Annotated in this window: 15 protein-coding genes; 12 read left to right on the top strand and 3 right to left on the bottom strand. The window is 63.6% G+C overall.

Going from position 1 to position 19,690, the window contains the following annotated elements; translation table 11 throughout:
* Window positions 1-39: 39 nt before the first annotated feature.
* Window positions 40-1,503, bottom strand: coding sequence for a protein adenylyltransferase SelO (locus ACWA13_RS02185; RefSeq protein WP_463936504.1), 1,464 nt, complete (start codon window positions 1,501-1,503; stop codon window positions 40-42).
* Window positions 1,500-2,432 (bottom strand): helix-turn-helix domain-containing protein, encoded by a 933-nt coding sequence (locus tag ACWA13_RS02180; protein WP_463936503.1) that lies wholly within the window; start codon window positions 2,430-2,432, stop codon window positions 1,500-1,502. The genes ACWA13_RS02185 and ACWA13_RS02180 overlap by 4 nt, the downstream gene beginning before the upstream one ends.
* Before the next feature lie 247 nt (window positions 2,433-2,679).
* Here ACWA13_RS02180 and ACWA13_RS02175 point away from each other — a divergent pair, with 247 nt between their 5' ends.
* The 11 genes from ACWA13_RS02175 to ACWA13_RS02125 all read left to right on the top strand — a co-directional run bounded on the left by ACWA13_RS02175 (window position 2,680) and on the right by ACWA13_RS02125 (window position 16,610).
* On the top strand, window positions 2,680-3,501 hold the full coding sequence (locus ACWA13_RS02175; protein WP_463936502.1) for an aldo/keto reductase: 822 nt from the start codon (window positions 2,680-2,682) through the stop codon (window positions 3,499-3,501).
* 93 nt (window positions 3,502-3,594) lie between these two features.
* A complete protein-coding gene (locus ACWA13_RS02170; RefSeq protein ID WP_463936500.1) occupies window positions 3,595-4,566 on the top strand; it encodes an aldo/keto reductase in 972 nt (323 codons plus the stop codon).
* Window positions 4,560-5,591 carry an NAD-dependent epimerase/dehydratase family protein gene (locus ACWA13_RS02165; RefSeq protein WP_463936499.1) on the top strand — a complete coding sequence of 344 codons (1,032 nt, stop codon included), beginning with the start codon at window positions 4,560-4,562 and terminating at the stop codon, window positions 5,589-5,591. The genes ACWA13_RS02170 and ACWA13_RS02165 overlap by 7 nt, the downstream gene beginning before the upstream one ends.
* Before the next feature lie 83 nt (window positions 5,592-5,674).
* Complete coding sequence (locus ACWA13_RS02160) at window positions 5,675-6,790, top strand: alpha/beta hydrolase (RefSeq protein ID WP_463936498.1); 1,116 nt, start codon at window positions 5,675-5,677, stop codon at window positions 6,788-6,790.
* A gap of 125 nt (window positions 6,791-6,915) precedes the next feature.
* Window positions 6,916-9,483, top strand: a complete 2,568-nt coding sequence (locus ACWA13_RS02155; protein ID WP_463936497.1) for a rhamnogalacturonan lyase — start codon at window positions 6,916-6,918, stop codon at window positions 9,481-9,483.
* Between the two features lie 25 nt (window positions 9,484-9,508).
* Complete coding sequence (locus ACWA13_RS02150; RefSeq protein ID WP_463936496.1) at window positions 9,509-10,339, top strand: aldo/keto reductase; 831 nt, start codon at window positions 9,509-9,511, stop codon at window positions 10,337-10,339.
* A 179-nt stretch (window positions 10,340-10,518) separates the two neighbouring features.
* Window positions 10,519-10,785, top strand: coding sequence for a GlsB/YeaQ/YmgE family stress response membrane protein (locus ACWA13_RS02145; RefSeq protein WP_463936495.1), 267 nt, complete (start codon window positions 10,519-10,521; stop codon window positions 10,783-10,785).
* A 109-nt stretch (window positions 10,786-10,894) separates the two neighbouring features.
* Complete coding sequence (locus ACWA13_RS02140) at window positions 10,895-11,521, top strand: hypothetical protein (protein ID WP_463936493.1); 627 nt, start codon at window positions 10,895-10,897, stop codon at window positions 11,519-11,521.
* Between the two features lie 74 nt (window positions 11,522-11,595).
* Window positions 11,596-12,258, top strand: coding sequence for a DUF2510 domain-containing protein (locus tag ACWA13_RS02135; RefSeq protein ID WP_463936491.1), 663 nt, complete (start codon window positions 11,596-11,598; stop codon window positions 12,256-12,258).
* A 66-nt stretch (window positions 12,259-12,324) separates the two neighbouring features.
* Window positions 12,325-13,377: a lactonase family protein gene (locus ACWA13_RS02130; RefSeq protein WP_463936489.1), complete on the top strand. Its 1,053-nt coding sequence runs from the start codon at window positions 12,325-12,327 to the stop codon at window positions 13,375-13,377.
* Window positions 13,378-13,538: 161 nt separating this feature from the next.
* Window positions 13,539-16,610: an alpha-amylase family glycosyl hydrolase gene (locus ACWA13_RS02125; protein ID WP_463936488.1), complete on the top strand. Its 3,072-nt coding sequence runs from the start codon at window positions 13,539-13,541 to the stop codon at window positions 16,608-16,610.
* Window positions 16,611-16,705: 95 nt separating this feature from the next.
* On the opposite strand, the gene malQ is transcribed toward ACWA13_RS02125, so the two are convergent.
* Window positions 16,706-18,961 (bottom strand): 4-alpha-glucanotransferase, encoded by a 2,256-nt coding sequence (gene malQ, locus ACWA13_RS02120; protein WP_463936486.1) that lies wholly within the window; start codon window positions 18,959-18,961, stop codon window positions 16,706-16,708.
* Window positions 18,962-19,199: 238 nt separating this feature from the next.
* Between malQ and ACWA13_RS02115 the strand changes: the two genes are divergently transcribed.
* Window positions 19,200-19,649 carry a DapH/DapD/GlmU-related protein gene (locus ACWA13_RS02115; RefSeq protein WP_463936485.1) on the top strand — a complete coding sequence of 150 codons (450 nt, stop codon included), beginning with the start codon at window positions 19,200-19,202 and terminating at the stop codon, window positions 19,647-19,649.
* The last annotated feature ends 41 nt before the right edge of the window (window positions 19,650-19,690 follow it).

Below are 19,690 nucleotides of genomic sequence, written 5' to 3'. Positions count from 1 at the left end.
TACACAGCGGCGCGGAAAACAACAGGAAACCGGAAAATCTCAGGTGCCGCAGAACGTGCGGTATTTACCGAAGTCTCCCGGGGCCCCTTCGGCATACCGTTCCAGGCCGGGACGTTCGTTGAAGGGATCTGTGACCGCAGCCAGAAGCTGATTGAAGGGTGCCAGATCGCCTTCGGTAGCCGCAGCGAGAGCCTCCTCCACCAGGTGGTTGCGTGGGATGTAGACCGGGTTGATCTGATCCATCAGCTCAGCGTCAGGAGACAGGGCAAGCCAGCGCTGCGTCCATGAGTCAAAAGCAGCGAGATCCAAAACCATCCGACGTGCCGGCTCGGCATTTCCCCGTGCGGCTTCTCCCAGGTTCCGGAAGAATGACGTGTAATCCACCGGGCTTTCCTGGAGCAGCGCCAGGAGGTCGTTAACCACGGGCGAGGCAACGGCGTCGTCCAGGTCTGCCGGAAGGCCTAATTTGACGTTGAGCCCTGAAGACCACGCAGCACCGTACAGTCGGCGGAACCCGCCCAGCGTCTCCACAGCGATATCCACGGCCTTCTGCTCGTCCTCATGGAGCAGCGGGAGCAGCGTTTCCGCCAGCCGGGCGAGATTCCATTCGGCTATTACGGGCTGGTTCCGGTAGGCATAGCGCCCCATTTCGTCGATCGAACTGTAGACCGCCGCGGGATCGAAATCGTCCAGGAAGGCGCAGGGCCCGTAATCGATGGTTTCTCCCGAGATGGCCATGTTGTCCGTGTTCATGACGCCGTGAACGAATCCCACCAGCATCCACTTGGCCACCAGTGCGGCCTGCGCTGCCATGACCTCCCGGAACAAGGCCAAGTAGGGGTTCTCAGCCGAAGCGGCGGACGGGTAATGCCGCTCGATGGCGTAGTCGGCGAGCCGGCGGACCAGGTCTATGTCGCCGCTGGCCCGGGCGTACTGGAAGGTGCCGACCCTTACATGGCTTCCGGCAATCCTGGCCAGCACGGCTCCGGGCAGGACAGTCTCGCGCTGCACAGGTCGTCCTGTTCCGACCACTGCGAGGGCCCGGGTGGTTGGAACACCGAGCGCGTACATCGCTTCGCTTACCAGGTACTCACGCAGCATGGGGCCCACCACGGCACGGCCGTCGCCTCCGCGTGCGAAGGGAGTGCGGCCGGAGCCTTTGAGGTGCAGGTCGCGCAGGTGTCCGTCCTGGTGGAGGATTTCGCCCAGCAGCAGGGCGCGGCCGTCGCCGAGCCGGGGTGAGTACCCGCCGAACTGATGGCCGGCATAGGCCTGGGCCACCGGAACCACGCCCGGCGGCACAGCATTACCGGTCAGCAGGCGCACTCCTTCGGGACTGCGCAGGAAGGCCGGGTCGAGGCCGAGCTCGGCGGCAAGGGGTTCGTTGAGCGCCAGCAACTCGGGGCGGGGAACCTCCTCCGCACGCCAGGAAATGGCCAGTTCCTTCAGCTGTTCGGCGAACCGGCGCTCAAGCATGACGGCGGACAGTGCGGTGTCACTCATCTATCAATGATACCGGCGTCACCTTCTGCAGGAACGGGCGATGTGGTACCTCCGGCCATCTGCGAGGGCGATTCCCGGGAAGACTCCTGATGCGCGCCCGCCCCCAGACTGCCCAGCATTGCCAGTGCATCGGCCGAAGGGGATCCGGGCTTCGCGGAATACACCCTCAGCACCTGGTCCGAATCGTCCGGGAGGACCAGGTTTTCAAAGTTCAGTTCAAGATCGCCGACGGCGGCATGGTGGAGCCGCACGCTGCCGGCGGACCGTGCCGCAACCCTGTGCCCTGCCCACCATTGGCGGAAATGCTCGCTGTGGACAGCGAGTTCCCCCACCAGCTGGTTTGCCCGGGCATCATTGGGGTGCCGGCCCACGTCCACGCGAAGAGCTCCGGCCGCCTCTTCCGCGACCATCTTCCAGTCCCGGAAAAGCTCCCGTGCCAGGGGATCCAGGATGAGCCAGCGGGTCAGGTTGCGCTCCTGCGCGGGAAGCTCCTGGAAGTCCGTGAACAACAGGAAGGCCAGTCTGTTTCCGGCCAACACATCGGTGCGCCGGCCCAGCACCAGGGCCGGGACGTCTCCTACGGCTTCGAGCAGGTGGCGGAGGGCGGGACGGACGCCTTGGGGTGGTGCGGGAGCGTGGCTGGCTGCCGAGCAGTTCTCCAGCAGGTCCATCATGTGGGCGTGTTCGCTGCTGTCCAGCCGGAGCGCTTTGGACACCGAATCCAGTACCGCCCTGGAAGGACGGATGTTCCTGCCTTGCTCCAGCCGGACGTAGTAATCCGTGCTCACTCCAGCAAGCAGGGCCACCTCCTCGCGGCGCAGCCCCGGAACCCTGCGGGCGCCAGTGTTTCCCGCGCCCCCTGCATCCTCCGGACTCAGCCGGGACCGCATGGCTTTCAGGAATTTTCCGAACTCGGCGCTCTGACCCATGCCCACCATTGTGCACGCTGGTCCCCCGGAAGTTCTACACACTTTTTAGGACGAGGGTAGGACTGCCAGTCCTAGGAAAAACAGGGACACGATCAGGGGCTGACGCGCGCGGTAAAAATGCATAGGCTCAATACAGGGCCCCGCGAAACCGCTTTCTGACGTTCCCGTGGGCTTCAGCACACGGTGTATACAGCACCGTGCGTGCGAACTACGAACACAGCACTGCCTGCAACCAAGGAGCCACACCATGAAAGAGCTGACCCTGAACAATGGCGTCACCATTCCCCAGCTCGGCCTCGGGGTTTTCCAGGTCCCGCCGGAAGAAACGCAGCGCGTCGTCGAGGATGCCCTGCAAGCCGGGTACCGGCACATCGATACCGCAGCCGCCTACCGGAACGAGGCAGGAGTGGGCGCAGCAATCGCGGCCACCGGCGTTTCCCGCGAGGAAATATTTATCACCACCAAGCTCCGCAACGGCGAGCAGGGCCAAGCCCGGGAAGCTTTTCTGAGCAGCCGCAAGGCCCTCGGTCTGGATTACCTGGATCTCTACCTCATCCACTGGCCGGTCCCGTCACAGGGCCTGTTCACCCAGGCCTGGAAGGAGATGGAACGGCTCTATGCCAACAACCAGATCCGGGCCATCGGGGTCTCCAACTTCCTGGCTGACCACCTTGATACCCTGCTGGAATCCGCTGAGGTGGTGCCTGCAGTGAATCAGATCGAACTGCACCCCAGCTACCAGCAGGCAGCTCTGGCCGCAAAATGCCGTTCGCTTGGGATCGCCGTGGAAGCTTACAGCCCGCTTGGCCAGGGCGGCGACCTCAACGGCAGCGCCGTTACTGCCATCGCAGAGGCACACCACGCCAGCACGGCCCAGGTGATCCTCGCCTGGCAGCTGGCGTCGGGCAACATCGTGATCCCCAAATCTGCCAATCCCGCCAGGATCAGAGAAAATCTCGCAGCCTCGTCCCTCACCCTGTCTGAGGACGAACTTGCAGCCATCACGGCGCTGGAGTCCGGCGCACGCCTCGGTTCGGACCCAGCCGTCGCCGCCTTCACCCAGATGTAGGTCTCGACAGGCTCGACCACCGAACGACGGTTTCGACAGGCTCAACCACCGGAAGACAGGCTCAACCACCAGAACCACCGAAAGGATCCACCAATGCAGTACACCCACTTGGGCCGCTCCGGCCTCCAGGTTTCCCGGCTTTGCCTGGGCACCATGAACTTCGGCCCGCAGACTGAGGAAGCCGATGCCCACAGCATTATGGATTCCGCCCAGGAAGCAGGCATTAACTTCTTCGACACCGCCAACGTCTACGGCGGCGCTGACCACCGTGGCTGGACGGAAGAGATCATCGGCCGCTGGTTCGCCAAGGGCAATGAACGCCGCGAGCACACGGTTCTGGCTACCAAGCTTTACGGCACCATGACGGAGCGGCCCAATGAATCCAAGCTCTCCGCCCTGAACATCCGGCGCGCGCTGGACGCCAGCCTTAAGCGATTGCAGACGGACTACATCGACGTCTATCAGTTCCACCACATTGACCGGAACACCCCATGGGACGAGATCTGGCAGGCCATCGAAGTGGCCGTCCAACAAGGCAAGATCCTCTACTCCGGCAGCAGCAACTTCGCCGGCTGGCACATCGCCCAGGCGCAGGAAGCCGCGCAGCGCCGCAACTACACCGGGCTGGTCAGCGAGCAATCCATCTACAACCTGTTCATGCGCCAGGTGGAACTCGAGGTCATTCCGGCGGCCCAGCAGTACGGGCTGGGCCTGATTCCCTGGTCCCCGCTGCAGGGCGGCCTCCTGGGCGGTGTTCTGAAGAAGGAAAACGACGGGGTCCGGCGAAACGAGGGCCGTGCCCTGGAAACGTTGAAGGCGCACCGGGAGCAGATCCAGCAGTATGAGGACCTGGCTGATGACTTGGGCCACGAGCCCGGCGATGTCGCCCTGGCCTGGCTGCTTCACCAGCCGGCGGTGACCGCGCCCATCGTGGGGCCGCGCACCCAGGAACAGCTCGACGCCGCCATCCGGGCTTTGGATGTCACACTCGACGCCGATGCGCTCAAGCGTCTCGATGACATCTTCCCGGGGCACCGCACCGCTCCCGAAGACTACGCGTGGTGAATCCGCTGGCACCGGACGCGGATACGGTGGCGCCGAGGAACATTCTCTTCATTGGCGGTACCGGGGTGATCAGCGCGGCGGCGGCAGAACTCGCCGTCGCGCTGGGCCACCGGCTCACCATCCTTAACCGCGGGCAGTCCACCGGCAGGCCGGTTCCGGACGGCGCCGAAGTGCTGCACGCGGACGTCCGTGATGCAACAGCCGTGCAGGAGGTGCTGAAGGGACGGGAGTTCGACGCCGTCGCGGACTTTATTGCCTTCACTCCGGATCATGCCCGGGCAAGCATGGAACTGTTTCACGGGCGGACAGGGCAGTACGTTTTCATCAGTTCGGCATCGGCGTACCAGAAGCCGCCCACGCGGCTGCCGATCCTCGAGTCCACTCCCCTGAAGAACCCGTTCTGGCAGTACTCACGCGACAAGATCGCTTGCGAGGACCTCTTGTTCGAGGCATACCGTTCCGTTGATTTCCCGCTGACCGTGGTCCGGCCGTCGCACACTTACGACCGCACCAAGATCGCCATGGCGGGCGGCTGGACGGACATTCACCGGATGCGCGAAGGCCTCCCGGTCCTGGTGCATGGTGATGGGACCTCGCTCTGGACACTCACCCACAGCAATGACTTCGCCAAAGCCTTTGTGGGATTGCTGGGGCGGCCGCAGGCGGTGGGCGAGAGCTACACCATCACCTCGGACGAATATCTGCCGTGGAACCAGATCTACCAACTGTTCGCGCGGGCAGCAGGCGTTCGGGACCCGCACCTGACCCATGTGGCTTCGGAGACCATCGCCGCCCATGATCCGGTATTGGGTGCCAACCTTCTGGGCGACAGGTCCCATTCCGTGGTGTTCGACAACACCAAGATCAAGTCGCTGGTTCCGTCCTACTCGGCCACCATTCCGTTTGCGGACGGCGCCCGGGAGATTGTGGCCTGGTACGACTCGCACCCGGATCTGCAGGTTGTTGACCGCAAGTACATGGAGCTCAGCGACAGGTTGACCGGTTTGGCGGGGGCAAGCAGCTGACCTGCGTGAACGTGCGGGCGGCTTGGCTTATTCTGGCGGAGTAACGTCCACATTGGATGGGACTACCGGGGGGATGAGCACACATGGGCGCACTGGAGCAGGCTGACACCGGAACTGCCGCTGGACAAGCCGCAGGACAAACCGTCGAAGAAGGGACCGATGCTGCTGGTTCCAGGGGCAACGGCAGAAGCGGGACCAAACAAAAGCGGCAACGCCGACGGCGGCGCTGGTGGGCAGCGATTGCGCTCACAGTCCTGGCGGTGGCCCTGGTGCTGTCCCTGACGCCATGGCCGTCCGCCATGCTGATCCGGAGCGTCTTCGAACAGGGCGCGAAGTCCACGGTGGCCGAAATGCTCCCCTACGTTCCGGACACCCCGCTCCGCGAGCAAATGGATATTGCCTACGCCCCGGACGGGCGGATGGACAGCTACACGCCCGCCGACGCCAAAGGCCCGCTCCCCACAGTGGTGTGGATCCATGGCGGTGCGTGGATTTCCGGGGACAAGCGGGACGTGGCCCCTTATCTGCAAATCCTTGCGGCGAAGGGCTACACAACCATTGGCCTCAGCTATCCAATCGCCCCGGAGACCACGTATCCCAACGCCGTCGAGGACATCAATGAAGCCCTTACTTACATCAAGGACCACGCGGCCGAACTGAACGTGGACGCCAAGCAGATTGTCCTGGCAGGCGACTCGGCCGGGGCCCAGCTGGCCAGCCAAATGGCTACCCTGACCGTGAATCCGGACTATGCGCAGCTGCTCGGTATCCAGCCTGCCCTGGCGAAGGAAGACCTCGCCGCCACCATCCTGCACTGTGGGGTCTATGACCTGAGGGCAATGGCGGAGCTGGATGGGTTGGCGGCCTGGGGCTTCAAGATTGCCCTGTGGGGATACACCGGGACGAAGGACTGGTCGGAAACCTATGCAGGCGCCACCATGTCCACCATTGAGTTCGCCAGCGGAGACCTTCCGCCAACCTTCATCAGTGGCGGGAACGCGGACGGCCTCACCTGGCTGCAGTCCATCCCCTACAGCAACAAGCTCAAGTCCGAGGGTGTGCCGGTGACGCAATTATTCTGGGCAGCGCACCACTCAACGGATCTCCCCCACGAATACCAGTTCCATCTGGACTTCCCCGAAGCCCAGGAGGCAAGGGACAAAACCTTTGATTTCCTCGCCCAGCACACGTCACCCTGACTCCGGGTCCACCACGCCCTAAATACTGCACGAGCCGGCCTGACGCAAGGCTTGTTTTCGTCCCCCGACGGCCACTAAGTTACCAAGGAAGCGTTTTCCCACTCTCGAATTGAAAGGATTCACTGATGAATCCGAACAGGAAATCCGTGCGCCGTCTTTCGGTGGCCGCGGCTGCCGGCGTGGCACTGACCCTCGGCTGCCTGACCACCCCGGCCTCCGCCGTCGGGCCTTCCTCCCGCGACTCCGCGAAACCGGCCGCAGCAGGAGTCCAGCTGGATCACCTGGACCGCGGCCTGGTGGCCGCCGGAACCAGCGAAGGTGTCTTCCTGAGCTGGCGCCTCCTGGGCCACGAGGCCACCGGATCCAGTGCAACGGGACTCACCGGCACCGACTTCAATGTCTACCGTGACGGCCAGAAAATCGCCACAGTCACGGACAGCACCAACTTCCTTGATCCGGACGGGACGGGAACATCGGCATACGAGGTGAGTGCCGTCGTCGGGGGCGTTGAACTGGACAAGAGCGACACCGCAACCTCCTGGGGCGGAAACTTCCGGGACATCCCGCTGACCAAGCCTGCCGACGGCGTTACTCCTGCCGGAGAGGCCTACACGTACCGTGCCAACGACGCCAGCGTGGGTGACGTGGACGGCGACGGGCAGTACGAATTCGTGGTCAAGTGGGACCCCACCAACTCCAAGGACGTGTCCCAGGTGGGCTACACCGGAGCCACTTACGTGGACACCTACAAAGCGGACGGCACCCTGCTCCACCGCATCGACCTCGGCGTCAACATCCGCTCCGGCGCGCACTACACGCAGCTGCTGGTCAATGACTTCGACGGCGACGGCCGCGCGGAGCTGATGTTTAAGACGGCGCCGGGCACCAAAACCACCTCCTACAACGCTGACGGCAGCGTGGCAGGCGAGTCCTTCATCTCGCTGTTGCAGGAGGACATTGACGCCGGATACTCCCACTCGGATGACTACCGGATGAGTGCAGCGGACTACTACCAGCACATGGTGGAGATGTTCATGGGCTGGAGCCAGCACCCGGAGGTGCTGGCCGGCAACTGGCCTGCAACCCTGGAACAGGCCTTCGGCCAGGCTCCCCAGTACCAGCACCCGCTGTCCCGTACCGACGCGGAGAAGGTGGCGGACTACTTCATGGACACGTACGCTCCCAGCCGCAGCGCCCGCAACAACCTGCGTGCCTTCGAAGGCTTTGTAGTGGACGGCCCGGAGTACTTGAGCGTCTTCGAGGGGGCTACCGGCAAGGAGCTGAAGACTGTCGCCTACGAGCCCGGCCGGCTCGACGACGGCCTGATGTGGGGCGACTACGCCATGGCCCGGATTGAACCCGGCAACCGCGTTGACCGCTTCCTGGCAGGGGTGGCCTACCTGGACGGCAAAAAGCCCGCGGCTGTGTTTGCCCGCGGTTACTACACCCGCACCACCCTGGCCAGCTACACCTGGGACGGCACCAACCTCAACCCGGTATGGGATGTGGACTCCGGCTGGACCCCCATGTCAAACCCTTTCAACGCTTCACCGCATGGTGTTGACGGCACAGACCCGGTGTTCGGCAAGCTGACTACCCAGGGCTTCCACTCCCTGAGCGCCGCCGACGTTGACGGCGACGGCAAACAGGAAGTCGTCTACGGCTCAGCCACCATCGACGACGACGGCTCCCTCCTCTACAGCTCCTTCGACACCATGCCCGCCCAGAGCGCTGCTCCCGGCCAGGAAGCACGGCTGGGCCACGGCGACGCCATGCACGTGACGGACATCGATCCGGACCGGCCGGGCAAGGAAATTTTCACCGTGCATGAAGGCGGCACCTGGGCACCCTACGGCTACGCCATGCGGGATGCCGCTACCGGCGAAGTGCTGTTCGGCGCCTACTCCGGCAGGGACACCGGCCGCGGCATGATCGGCGACGTCGATCCCAACGTCCGTGGCATCGAAAACTGGGCCATCGGCATGCAGTCCGCAGCCGGCCAGAAAATCTCCAACAGCATTCCCGGTACCAACATGAGCATCAAGTGGGCCGCGGACATGACCACCCAACTGGTGAACGGCTCACGGGACCAGACGCCGACGATCGATGACTGGAAGCGCGGCCGCCTGCTGACCGCCACGGACACCCTCACCAACAATGACACCAAGGGCAACCCCAGCCTCGTGGCGGACGTGGTGGGCGACTGGCGCGAAGAGCTGCTGGTCCGCACCACGGACAGCTCCGCGTTGCGCATGTACCTGAGCACCGAGGTCACCACCCACAAGCTCTACACGCTCATGCATGATCCGCAGTACCGGGCTGAAGTGGCCAGACAGAACACCTCCTACAACCAGCCCGCTTACACGGACTTCTATTTCGCATCCGACATGGACTTCAGTAACGTCCCGTTGCGGGCCGCCTGGACGCCCGGCAGCGTAATGGCCCTGCAGCAGGTCCTCGAAGGCCTGGTGGAGTCGGGCGAGGTGTCCGGTCCGGTAGCCGCCCAGCTCACCGCCAGTGTGCAGCAGGCAGCCACTGCAGTTGACGACGGCGACAGCACTAAGGCGGGCCAGGCCGTCCGGCGTTTTGTTGGCTTCCTCGGCCAGCAGAAGCGACCCGACCAGGTGAGCGATTCAGCCAGGACCCTCCTGGAATACCATGCCGGCAATATTCTTCGGGCATTCCAGGGCTAGGCCAACCAAGGGAGACACTGTTCAGATGACACTTTCACCGCTGATCACGCTCAACGACGGGCATCAGATTCCGCAACTGGGACTCGGGACTTGGCCGCTGGACGATGCACAGGCGGCTGCTGCTGTCGTCCAGGCGGTGGACGCCGGTTACCGGCATATCGATACAGCAGTGAAGTACGGGAACGAATTGGGGGTGGGCGACGGCATCCGACGTGCCGGCGTCGACCGTTCCGAGCTGTTCATTACCACCAAGCTGGACGGCACCTACCAGGGCCAGGACCGCGCCGTTGAGGGCCTGGAAGGTTCGTTGCAGCGGTTGGGACTGGATTATGTGGACCTGCTGCTGATCCACTGGCCGCTGCCCGGCCGGGACGAGTTTGTGTCCACCTGGAAGACGTTTGAGCGCCTCCAGGCTGAAGGGAAGGCACGGACAATCGGCGTCTCCAACTTCAAGCCTTCGCATCTGGAGCGGTTGATTGCGGAGACCGATGTGGTGCCGGCGGTCAACCAAATCCAGCTGAGCCCGGCCATTATCCGCACCGAAGAGCGGGCATATAACGCCGCTCACGGAATTGTTACGGAGTCGTGGAGTCCGCTGGGAGCCGGCACGGATCTGCTGTCCGCGCCGATCTTGTTCGTGCTGGCCGAGAAGTACTCCAAAACCCCGGCCCAGATTGTGCTCCGCTGGCATCTCCAGAACGGCCTGGTTGCCATCCCGAAGACGGCTAATCCCCAGCGACTGCGGGAGAATCTGGACGTTTTCGACTTCGTGCTGGACCGGCTGGATCTGGCAGAACTCGCAGTCCTGGATGAGGGCCCCCAAGCCGGTGTCGATTCGGATGTCCGGGGGCACTAAGTAGGTCGCCAATGCCGCTGGAAATGAGCATCAAGACACGCCTAAAAGCCGTGTCAACTGCACTGATAACGCTTCGGCGACTGGCAAAAATTTACTAAGCATGTTTAGTATTGAGGCAGAAGGAATCAAGCGTATCCGGCAATCCGGTGCCTCCTTTATGAAGGAAGAGGGAAGACAAAATGGGTTTTTTTGCATTTCTGATCCTTGGGCTTATCGCTGGTGCGATCGCTAAGGCAATCCTGCCGGGCAAGCAGGGCGGCGGTATTTTCATCACGTTGCTGCTCGGCGTCGTCGGCGCGTTCCTTGGCGGTTGGCTCGGAAGCGTGCTGTTCAATGCACCGCTGCAGGAGTTCTTCTCGCTGCAGACCTGGCTCCTCGCGATCGGTGGCGCCATCATCGTGCTGCTGGTCTACGGGCTGGTCACCAAGCGGAGCGTCCGCAGCTAACACAGCTTCGGCCGAAAGCCGGCCCCAGGTACTCCTGGGGCCGGCTTTTCTTTTCACTTTTGCACACCATCCCCACCCGTGGTCTCCATCAACTGAGCAGGAGTTCATCATGAAATCAAAGCTTCTATTGAGCATCGGCCTTGCCGCCGGCTATGTCCTCGGAGCGCGGTCCGGACGGGCCGCCTACGAAAAAATCAAGGCCAAGGCCACCGGAATCTGGGAAAGCGAACCCGTCCAGCAGAAGGTCGCAGCCGCCACGGAAACCCTCAAGGAGAAGGCACCCGAGGTAGCCGACCAGTTGGGCGAGGCTGCCCGCCGCGCGGGCACGGTAATCGGCCAGTCAGTGCATCGCGAATCCGGGGACACCAAGACTGCAGACCAGGGCACTTCTGGTGGGGGTACTTCTGAAAGCGGTACCTCAGCAGGCTCATCAGGCCCTTCCGGCGCCGATGCTGCGGTTCCCGGCCACAGCACGCATGCCGGCACCCCAAACCTGGACACGCATATCAGCCCCGACGCCGGCGCGGCGGATTCCAGCGTCTATGAGACTGCCGATGGAATTGTGGAGGTGGCCGAAGAACACGACCGGGCTGCCGACGTCGCCGGTTTACATGCCCGGACCGCAGACGTTGATTCGGATCCGGCCCTTAACAATGCCACCGGCCAGGACTGGACAGACGAAGGCGGCGCAACACGCTCCGGCGCTGCCACTAATACAGACCGGAACGAACAGTAAGTTCCGCGGCCTCCCCGCTTCGCCACGGGCAGTCCCCAGCCTGAACAGCTACAAGGAACGGTTAGGGGTTACACGTGAGCGAAGCGGGGAACCAGGGCGTACCGCCGGGTTGGTACAACGATCCGGCGGGATCCGCGCAGCAGCGGTGGTGGAACGGCACGGCGTGGACCGGGCACGTCAGCCAACCAAGTCCCTACGTGGCGCCCGGTTACGCCGCCGGGTACCCAGTGACTTACTCCGCCGGATACCTGCCCGAGCGGCCCCGAATTAGCGACCAGACGCCGGTTTACAACCCGATGATCTGGATTATCACCTTGCTGCCCCTCATCACGGTGGCGCTGCTGCTGGCCTGGAACCCCGACTTCAGCGCCTTGTACGTTGATCCGCGCGGTGACTACAGCCCCGCTATGGACCCCGGCGCAATCTTCACCCCCGCTTACCTGTTACTGGTCGGCTCAAGCCTCCCGCTCTATGGCGCCACCGTGGTGCTGGCCTATTTCGACAGCGAACGACTTAAGCGCGACGGCGTCGTCCGGCCGTTTCACTGGGCGTGGAGCTTCCTGGGAACCGCCGTCTATGTGATCGGACGGAGCGTGATTGTGCGCAAAGTAGCGCCAGGACGCAGCCTGGTTCCTGTTTGGGTCCTGATTGGCGTGGTGGTGCTCAGCATCGTGGTCAGCACAGTGAAGGTTACGGCCCTTACGTCCTCCATGATCGATACTCTCTCCACCTACTGACGGGCAGCTAATGATACGGAGCCAAAAAGCAACCCGTAAGGCGCCAGAAGTTGGCAGGATAGGGCTATGACTCCTGCCACAGCGCGCACAATCATCTGGACCGGTACCTACACCCCCGACGGCGGAGGCAGGGCCGAAGGAATCGGCGCCTTGGCCGCGCACAGCGACGGCCGGCTCGAGTGGCTGGGGACGGCTGTGGCGGCTGATTCGCCGTCGTTCCTTGCCGTGCACCCCACGTTTCCCGTGGTGTACGCGGTAGCTGAGCAGCGTCGCAAGGTCCAGGCCTACCGACGCACCGGCGAGTTCGAACTGGAGCCGCTTGGCGACGCTCAGGACGCGGGCGAGGGCTGCTGCCATGTGGCAGTTGACCCTCAGGGCCGCTTTGCCGTGGCTACCTGCTATGGCGACGGCCAGGTCCTGCTCTACGAATTGAACCACGACGGCGGCCTGGGCGCGCGGTTCCCCACCGCGCCTTCGGTTGATCCGTACCCGGGCGCCAGCGCTGCGGGACACCGCCAAAGCCGCGCCCACGCCAGCCTGGTGCTGGCAGACGGGCGCGTCATGACGACAGACCTGGGCCACGATACGCTCCGCATCTGGAAATACATTCCCGGTCAGGGCCTTGTACCGAACCATGAGGTAGTGCTGCCCGCCGCATCCGGCCCCCGTCACCTGCTGCAGCACCACACTGGCAGCGTTCTTGTGGTTACCGAGTATTCGTTGGAGGTACTGGCGGTGAAAACGGACGACGGCGGGACGTTCCGTTTGGTCAGCCAGGGACCGGCAACCTCCGGCGGAACCCTCCCGGGTGATTCAGCCGCCGAGATTTGCCTGGGCCCGGACGGGACCTACGCTTACGTCGGTATCCGGGGATCAAACATCATTGGCGTCCTGACCGTCAGCCCCGACGGCACCCAGGCAACCCCTAAACGGCACTATGCCAGCGGCGGTGATTGGCCACGCCACCACCTGGTCCGTGGCCATTGGCTCTACGTGGCGCACGAACGATCCGACGAAATTGCCACCTTTGCCCTGGACCCGAAGACCGGCCTGCCCGGGTCCCGGGTGCAGTTGCTGGCAGTACCCTCCCCCACGGCGCTGGTGGTGTCAGCGGACTAGCTGCTCCTGGTCCCGGATGGTGATGGCGCATTCGGGTGCAAGCGCTTACACTTTGATTTCAGTCACGCACGCCTCTCGCGCGCTGCTGGCTGCTGTCCCATTCCCTGAAGCAATGCCGCTACCAGGAAGGCCTCATAGCAGTGTCATTACGCACCCGAATAATGCCCCCGTCCCGATCCCTGTTCCCTCACGAACCCCGCACGGCCGCCCGAGCCGCCGCGGCCGTCCTACTGACCGCCGCCGTAGCCGTGTCCACAGCAGTACTTCCCGCTCAGGCAGCGCCTGGCGGTAAAAGCCCTGAGCCGGCGTCGGCCCTTCATTCCCTCCGTGCACCGGTGACAGACGAAAACTTCTACTTCGTCATGGCGGACCGCTTCAGCAACGGCGACGCGGGCAACGACGACGGCGGACTCGGTTCGGACCCAATGGTCTCCGGCTTCGACCCCACCCGGAAGGGCTTCTACAACGGCGGCGACCTGGCAGGACTGCTGGACAAGATCGACTACATCCAGGGCCTGGGCACCACGTCCATCTGGCTGACCCCTAGCTTCAAGAACAAGGCGGTACAGCCGGAGGACAACTCGGCCGGCTACCACGGTTACTGGATCACGGATTTTACCCAGATCGATCCGCATCTTGGCACCAATGACGAGCTCAAGGCCCTGATCGACGAAGCCCACGCCCGAGGCATGAAGGTCTACTTCGACATCATCACCAACCACACAGCGGACGTGATCGGCTACCAGGAAGGCGCCCGCAAGGCCTACGTGTCCAAGGACGAGGTGCCCTACCAGACGGCGGACGGCGTGGAGTTCGATGACCGCGACTTTGCCGGCTCACCGGACTTTCCGGCCCTGAGTGCGGAAACGTCCTTCCCCTATACGCCTGTGCTGGACCCGGCCGAAGAGGACCTCAAGGTGCCCGGCTGGCTGAACGATCCCACGCTCTACCACAACCGCGGTGACACCACCTTTGTGGGCGAAGACGCCTACTACGGTGACTTCTTCGGCCTGGACGATCTTTTCACTGAGCACCCCACCGTGGTGGAGGGCATGAAGGACATCTACAAGACGTGGATCGGCGACTTCGGCGTTGACGGCTTCCGGATCGACACCATGAAGCATGTCAACAATGAGTTCTGGCAGGACTTCGGCCCGGACGTCCTCAACTACGCCCACGAACAGGGTAAGGACGAGTTCTTCATGTTCGGCGAGGTGTTTGACACCACCAAGAGCTTCACCTCGCAGTTCACCACCCGCAGTCAGATGCAGGCTGTGCTGGACTTCCCGTTCCAGGAAGCAGCCCGCAACTTCGCCTCCAAGAGCCAGGACACCCAGGCGCTGGAAACGTTCTTCGCCGGCGACGACTGGTACACTGACGCCGATTCCAACGTCTACCAGCTGCCTACGTTCCTGGGAAACCACGACATGGGCCGTATTGGCAGCTTCATCGCCACTGACAATCCCGGGGCAACGGACGCAGAGCAGCTGGCACGCGATCAGCTGGCGCACGAACTGATGTACTTTTCCCGCGGCAACCCGGTGATCTACTACGGCGACGAACAGGGTTTCACGGGTCCCGGCGGTGACCAGGATGCGCGCCAGACACTGTTCGCCAGCCAGGTTCCGGAGTACCTTGACGACGACCTGCTGGGTACCGACGCAACGCATGCCACGGACAACTTCAGTCAGGACCACCCGCTGTACGCCAAGATCAGCGAGCTCGCGGCCCTCACAAAGGAACACCCGGCCCTTCGCGACGGCGCCCACCAGCACCGCTATGCGTCGGACGGCGCCGGCATCTATGCCTTCTCCCGCACCGATGCGAAGGACCAGCGCGAGTACGTGGTGGCCCTGAACAACAGCGAGGAGCCGCAGACCGCCCAGGTGCCGACCTATATCGCAAAGCGCAACTACACCTTGGTCTATGGCGATTCGGGGGTTGCCGCCGCGGAGGTGAAAACGTCCAGCGCCGGCACCCTTGCCGTCACGGTCCCGCCGCTTTCAGCCGTGGTGTACCAGTCCTCTGGCCGTCTTCCGCACTCAAAGGAGGCGCCCGCCGTCGTACTTCAGGATCCTGCCCCGGCAGCCGGTGACAACGGCCGCCTTAAGGTCACTGCCGACGTCGACGGTACTTCGTTCTACGAGGTCACCTTTGAGGCCAAGACGGCAGGCGGCGCGTGGGAGCCGATCGGCACCGACGACACCGCGCCCTACCAGGTGTTCCATGACGTCGCCGCCCTCGATGCCGGCACTTCCGTTGAGTACCGCGCAACGGTGCTGGACAATGGCGGCCATACGTCCGTCAGCCAGCCGCGCACGGGAGCAGTTCCGGCACCGGTCCTGACCATGCAGACTCCGGCGGAGGGGAACAGTGTGGAGGGCTCGGTCACCGTCAGTGCCACGGCTGATCCGGAAAAGGCCAGCCATGTGGTGTCTTTCGAGCGCAGTGTGGACGGCGGCGGGTGGACCGCCATCGGCTCCGACGATTCATCTCCGGTGTACTCGGTGACCGATGACCTCACACCCCTGGCACTGGATGACGGCACGAAGGTGCAGTACCGGGCCCTGATGAGCGGTACCGGATTCAGTGTGGTCAGCGAGCCACGCACGGTAGTGGTGGGTGAGGCGCCGCAGCCCGACTCGGTCACTGTGGCCGGCGATCTGAACGCGCTGATGGGCTGTCCGGAATGGGATCCGTCCTGCCCTCAAACCATGATGGTGCTGGATCCCGCGGACAAGATCTGGCGGCTCACGGTTGACCTGCCGGCCGGCCAGTACCGGTACAAGGCAGCGATGAATGGCGGCTGGGACGAGAACTACGGTGCCGGCGGCGACTTCAACGGCGCCAACATCGTGCTGGACCATCCCGGCGGGCCCGTCACGTTCCGCTATGACCACAGCACGCACGTTCTCGACGCGGTCTACGCATCCCGGCAGCCGCAGTCCGTGACCGTCGCGGGCAGCCTGAACTCGGAAATGGGCTGCGATGCGGATTGGCTGCCGGACTGCGCGGCGGCCCATATGTCGCTCGATCCCGCCGATCTGGTGTGGAAGAAGACGGTGGACCTGCCGGCGGGCTCGTACGAGTTCAAGGCAGCGTTGAACGAGTCGTGGACGGAGAACTACGGTGCCGGTGGAGTGGCCAACGGCGGCAACGTCCAGTTGGCGCACGACGGCGGCCCGGTCACCTTCCGCTATGACCACTTCACGCACCTGATCACGGCCCACTGACCGCGAGCCCCGGTCCTTCCCGTCCCAACTAAGTAGCAGTAGTTGCCCTTTAGAAGCCTCTAAACGGTGACAAGTGCTACTTAGTTGGGGGCGGGTCAGGCCTTCCGGAGGGACTTTTCGACGGCGGCCAGCAGCCGGTTGAAGCGGGCGTTGCCTGGCAGATTATCCAGTGAGACTGCTTTTCCGTCCGCATCGGCCAACGGCACCTGCCAGTTCGGGTAGAGCGCCTCCGTGGTGCCCGGCTGGTTCTGAACCCGCCGCTCCCCTACTGCATCCACCAGTGCAACACCCAGCAGTACCGATGGCGTCTGGGCCAGCAAAAGGTGCAGGGCCTCGATAGTGCGCTCCTCGGTTCCGCTTGGGTCGCTCTCGATGGAACCTTTACCTTTCACCCGGGCAGGCAACAGGCGCCGTTCTTTCAGCAGGTCCATCATCTTTGCCAGGGAGGCCTCATGGTCAGTTCTCTCGTCCGCCTCGGACCGCTCCAGGATCCCCAGCCTGCTGCGCAAAGCAACATGTTCCCCGGCGAGATAGCCGGCGGTAGGCGGAAGGTCGTGGGTATTGACGCTGGCGAGTGCCTGCACCCGGTACTTTTCCGGTGGAAGGGGAGATTCGCCGTCGTATTCGAACCAGAGGATGGAGGTACCCAGGATGCCGCGGCTGGCGAGGTAGTCCTGCACCCACGGTTCAAAGAGACCAAGATCCTCGCCAATCACCACGGCACCGGCGCGGTGGGCCTCCAGTGCCAGCACACCGATCAGCGCGTGGTGGTCGTACCGGACGTAGGCACCGTCTGCGGGGCTGCTGCCGGCTGGAATCCACCATAGGCGGAACAGTCCCAGGATGTGGTCCACCCGGATTCCGCCGGCATGGCGCAGCACTGTTCCCAGCATGTCGCGGAATGGCCGATAGCCGGCTTCTGCGAGCCGTTCCGGGTGCCACGGCGGTTGGCCCCAGTCCTGGCCCTGCTGGTTATACATGTCAGGCGGGGCGCCCACACTGGCACCGGGCGTCAGAACGCCCCGCAGGGTCCAGGCATCAGCACTGCTGTGATCCACTCCCACGGCCAGATCGTGAACAACTCCCAGCCGCATCCCGGAACGCATGGCTGCACGCTGGGCGTCTTCCAGCTGCTCATCACAAATCCACTGCAACCAGCGGTGGAAGTCGATGCGGCCTGCCAGCTTTGCCCGCTTGGCCTCCGCCCGCTTGGTGCCGACGGCGGACTCCGCATCCTGCCAAAATTCCTGTCCGGGCCCGGTCTTCTCCCGGATCGAGGACCACAGGGCAAAATCGTCCAGGCCCTTGCCGGTTTCGGCGCAGAACTTGTCCAGGGCTTCCTGCCGCGCAGCCGAACGCCTAACCTTGAAGACCAGTTCCAAGGCCTCCAGTTTTGCCTTGAAGGCCTTATTACGATCCAGCCTGTCGGCATCTGCGTTGAGTTTTTTCACCTGCCTGAGAAGCTGGTCCACCACGGCGCGCTTCTTAGGTTTGAGGTAGGCAAACTCCGGAATGGCTTCAATCCGGATGTACAGCGGGTTGAAGAAACGCCGCGAGGACGGAGAGTAAGGAGAGGGCTGGAGCGGCGGAACCGGCTCCGCCGCGTGCAGCGGATTGACCAATACATAATCCGCGCCACGGCTGCCGCTGAGAGCTGCCAGATCGGCCAGGTCCGCGAAATCGCCAATTCCCCAGGACCGCTTGGACCTCACCGAGTACAGCTGCGCCGCTAGCCCCCAGCCGCGGCGTTCATGCAGCGGCTCAGCGGTGTGAAGGCGGGCCGGAACAACGATCAACGCCCCGCTGGCCCGGAGGTCATCCGATGAGGCGTGCAACGTGTGATAGCCAAGAGGCAAGTCCGCAGGTACTTCGAACGTCGCGCGTCCCACCTGGTGACCATCGACGTCGGCCGGCAGCACCCACACGTCCTGCTGTTCGGCGGCAGAGACTTCCCCGTCCTCACGCTCGATCGTGAGGCGGGCGGGCCTGCCATGCGGGACGTGGACCGGAACCGTGGCGGATTCGCCCTCGGTCACGACGACGGTGGGCGGCACCATCCGTCGCCAGGGCGCCAGTTCGGCGTCGCGGAGGGCCTTTTCGATGAGTTCCTCAGTATCTGCCTGGACGCCCAAGGCTGCCAAGACCTTCACCAAGGTTTGGTCCTCGACTTTGTGCACCACATCGCCCCAGCCGAGGAAGGAGGTACCCACGCCGTGGGCAGCGGCAAGCTGCTGGAGCGGCGTCTTGGGCTCGTCCGGTTCCACGGGGCCGGGGGCTTCCGCTTCATCCGGTGCAGGAAATTCTGCCGCCGCTGCCATAGGAAGGGTTGTCTGCTGGTCCGGAGTGTTCATGGACGTCCGCCTCGTCTTGATGTGCCAGAACTTACGCTGCTGCCTGGCGCATGCTGATCAGCATCCGCGCAAACCTTTGGTCCGATTATTGCAGGGCATACAGGCATTTCCTCAACGCTGGGGATCGACTGCGCGGGAGTAACGAAATGAACACCGTTCGACGGCGCAAACTCAACGGGAATCCTGTGGCCCTCTCGACCGTTAAGACTTATGAACAACTCGTCTGTAAAGGAACCGAATGAGCAGGAAGTTTGAGTCAGTAGAAGACGACGCCGGCAAGGTCACCCGCTACGTCCGGCACCTGAATGGTGGTGGGCTGGTAGCGCCCGGAGCCGCCGTCGCCGATAATGTGCGGATCGGTTCCATGAGCTATGTGGAGCCCGGCGCCAGTATCGGGTCCGGAGCCCGGATCGGCCGGGGCAGCTGGATTGACCGCGGTGCCAGGATTGGCGATCGCGTGGTCATTGGTGACGCGGTGCATGTTGGCCACGGAACGGCTATTGGCAACCGCGTCCATATCGGCAGCCACGCCCGGATCGGCTCCGGTGCCGTCATTGGCCACGGAGCTCTTGTCCATGCAGACACGATCGTGCCTGATGGTGCCCGGATTCTGGCCGAGCCCGAGCACGGCCGCCCTGCCCCCGGCAAGCGCCGCCCCACGCGCAAGCAGCACGGCCTGGCCGCATAGCAGCACGGTCTGAGCGCTCCAAAGCCGCCCCGCAACCCTGA

This window comes from Pseudarthrobacter sp. TRD_SC_9 (assembly GCF_055361265.1).
This window is presented reverse-complemented; position numbering and strand designations above follow the sequence as displayed.

Bases quoted from the DNA above. Each gene is read 5' to 3' on its own strand.
- ACWA13_RS02185 (WP_463936504.1), bottom strand. From the start codon at position 1,503: ATGAGTGACACCGCACTGTCCGCCGTCATGCTTGAGCGCCGGTTCGCC.
- ACWA13_RS02180 (WP_463936503.1), bottom strand. From the start codon at position 2,432: ATGGGTCAGAGCGCCGAGTTCGGAAAATTCCTGAAAGCCATGCGGTCC.
- ACWA13_RS02175 (WP_463936502.1), top strand. From the start codon at position 2,680: ATGAAAGAGCTGACCCTGAACAATGGCGTCACCATTCCCCAGCTCGGC.
- ACWA13_RS02170 (WP_463936500.1), top strand. From the start codon at position 3,595: ATGCAGTACACCCACTTGGGCCGCTCCGGCCTCCAGGTTTCCCGGCTT.
- ACWA13_RS02160 (WP_463936498.1), top strand. From the start codon at position 5,675: ATGGGCGCACTGGAGCAGGCTGACACCGGAACTGCCGCTGGACAAGCC.
- ACWA13_RS02155 (WP_463936497.1), top strand. From the start codon at position 6,916: ATGAATCCGAACAGGAAATCCGTGCGCCGTCTTTCGGTGGCCGCGGCT.
- ACWA13_RS02150 (WP_463936496.1), top strand. From the start codon at position 9,509: ATGACACTTTCACCGCTGATCACGCTCAACGACGGGCATCAGATTCCG.
- ACWA13_RS02145 (WP_463936495.1), top strand. From the start codon at position 10,519: ATGGGTTTTTTTGCATTTCTGATCCTTGGGCTTATCGCTGGTGCGATC.
- ACWA13_RS02140 (WP_463936493.1), top strand. From the start codon at position 10,895: ATGAAATCAAAGCTTCTATTGAGCATCGGCCTTGCCGCCGGCTATGTC.
- ACWA13_RS02130 (WP_463936489.1), top strand. From the start codon at position 12,325: ATGACTCCTGCCACAGCGCGCACAATCATCTGGACCGGTACCTACACC.
- ACWA13_RS02125 (WP_463936488.1), top strand. From the start codon at position 13,539: ATGCCCCCGTCCCGATCCCTGTTCCCTCACGAACCCCGCACGGCCGCC.
- malQ (WP_463936486.1), bottom strand. From the start codon at position 18,961: ATGAACACTCCGGACCAGCAGACAACCCTTCCTATGGCAGCGGCGGCA.
- ACWA13_RS02115 (WP_463936485.1), top strand. From the start codon at position 19,200: ATGAGCAGGAAGTTTGAGTCAGTAGAAGACGACGCCGGCAAGGTCACC.